The organism is bacterium, from assembly GCA_035454885.1.
In the GTDB taxonomy this organism is placed as follows: Bacteria; UBA10199; UBA10199; order JACPAL01.
Window position 1 is genome coordinate 1 of sequence record DATIGE010000031.1, and the last position, 2122, is coordinate 2122.

Annotated in this window: 2 protein-coding genes; one reads left to right on the top strand and one right to left on the bottom strand. The window is 57.8% G+C overall.

Annotated features, from left to right (window positions below):
* On the top strand, nt 1-714 hold a 714-nt coding region (locus VLJ37_05820; GenBank protein ID HSA59185.1), incomplete at its 5' end, for a HEAT repeat domain-containing protein.
* Nucleotides 715-717: 3 nt separating this feature from the next.
* On the opposite strand, the gene VLJ37_05825 is transcribed toward VLJ37_05820, so the two are convergent.
* Entirely contained in the window at nt 718-1866 is a 1149-nt protein-coding gene (locus tag VLJ37_05825; GenBank protein HSA59186.1) for an acyl-CoA dehydrogenase family protein, read from the bottom strand.
* Between the last annotated feature and the right edge of the window lie 256 nt (nt 1867-2122).

Consider the following 2122-nt stretch of genomic DNA (forward strand, 5'->3'; position numbering starts at 1 on the left):
TTGGACGCGACCGTGGCATCCCTCATCGAGGTCTTGGATGATCCCAATAAGCCGGAAGAGGAAAAAATGAGGGCTTGTTCCATCCTTTCCCACATCGGCGGCCCGACGTCGATTCAGGCGCTCATTGGCGCATTTGCGACATTTGGTTATGATGGATTTCTCATATTTTATATCGGCCTCTTGATCCAAACTTTCGGAGACGAGGCGACTCAGCCCCTCATCGCGGGCTTGAGAGATGAAAATCCCTCTGTTCGGGAATGGTCCGCCAATCTTCTGGGCCGTATCGACAAGGCGGAGGCGCTCGCACCTCTCTTCAGCGCATCAAGCAACGAAAAGAATAAATGGGTCGAAACGACAATGAAGCGGGCATTAGAGGACTTGGAAGACTCGCTTGACCGCCGTGACACCGGGCTCATCTTCGAGGATTTGAAATCCGGAAATCCGAAAAAGAGGCGACGGGCCGCCAAACGACTTGGAAAAATCGGGAATCCCCGGTGTATCGACGCGCTCATACGGGCATTAAGTGACGAAAACGGAGAGGTGCGGGGGCAAGCGTTCTCGTCTCTCGTTCACATGCGGCTCGATGCGCATCTTGAAAGCCGGAAGCCCAATCATCCGGGGATTGATGAAGCTCTCCGGACGGCCCTTAACAATGAGGACAACGCAACTATCCGCGCTTTCATGGTTCAGATGCTTGAAGCTTTGTATGGGTGATCGCTAAGAAAGCCCCATCCTCTTCGCGATGATCTCCTTCATGATCTCGGAGGTCCCGCCGCCGATCGTCATCAGACGGATGTCGCGGGCGAAGCGGGACATGTCGTACTCCTCCATGTAGCCGGCACCCCCCAAGGCCTGGAGGCAGTCGTAGGCGACCCGCTGGGCGAGATCGCCGGCGAAGAGCTTCGCCATGGAGATCTCCTTCGTGCATTCGACTCCTGCAATGAACAGCTCGACGGCGTGGTAATTGAGGCGGCGTGCGGCCTCGAGCTGGGTCGCCAGGTCGGCGAACTTGTGCTGCCAGACCTGGAAGTCGATCACGCGCTTGCCGAAGGCCTCGCGCTCCCGGCAGTAGGCGATCGCGTCTTGGAGGGCCAGTTCCGACCCGGCGGTGGACGTCAGGGCCGCGACCAAACGCTCGCCCTGAAAGTTCTTCATGATGTAGGCGAAGCCCATGTTCTCCTGGCCCAGCAGGAACCGTTTCGGGATCCGGCAATTCTCGAAGAAGAGGAGGGTCGTGTTCGAGCTATGGTTCCCCATCTTCTCCAGGGTCTTGCCGACGCTGAAACCCTTCGTATCGGTGGGGAACGTCACCAGGCTGATGCCCTTGTGGCCCGGCCCTCCGGTGCGCACCGCGAGGGTGATGAAGTCCGCCCGCCCGCCGTTGGTGATGTACATCTTGGCGCCGTTGATGACGTAGTCTCCGCCGTCGGCCTTGGCGGCCGTCTTGATCGACATCACGTCCGACCCGCAACCGGGCTCGGTCACGCCGAGCGCGCCGACCTTGTCGCCGGCGATCGCGGGCTTGACGAAGAGGTCCTTCTGCTCCTGCGTGCCGAGGACGTCGATGACGGGCGTCGAGATGTCGGCCTGGACGAGCAGGTCCATGGCCACGCCCGCCATGCGGCAACGGATGATCTCCTCGCAGAAGACGACCTTGAACCAGTAGTCGCCGCCGCTCCCCCCGACCGACTCGGGAAAGCAGACGCCCAGGATCCCGAGGTCGCCCGCCATCTTGAAGACGGATTTAGGGAAGTCCTTCGCCTTTTCCCATTCCTCTTTATGAGGAAGGAGTTCCTTCTCGGCGAAGTCGCGGACGGTTTTTCGGAAGAGCTCGTGCTCGGGGGAAAAAGGATTGGGGAGAGCCATGGCAAGAACCGTATCGCCCGCCCTTGGAATTATCAAACTGATAAATTCTATCATTTTGATAACGCGCCATAAGAAAAACTCATCCGCCGTCGGAATAAATATCTTTAAGATCCAGAGCTTATAAAAATATTCGAGGCGAAAACAATGGCACGAATAATGCTTCCCTTAAGCGCTTCCAGAGAGCCGCCCAAATGGTTTGGGCGGCCCACACAAACGGGGGAGGTCTTATGTTTGGAACCAGAGGATACAGAATCGG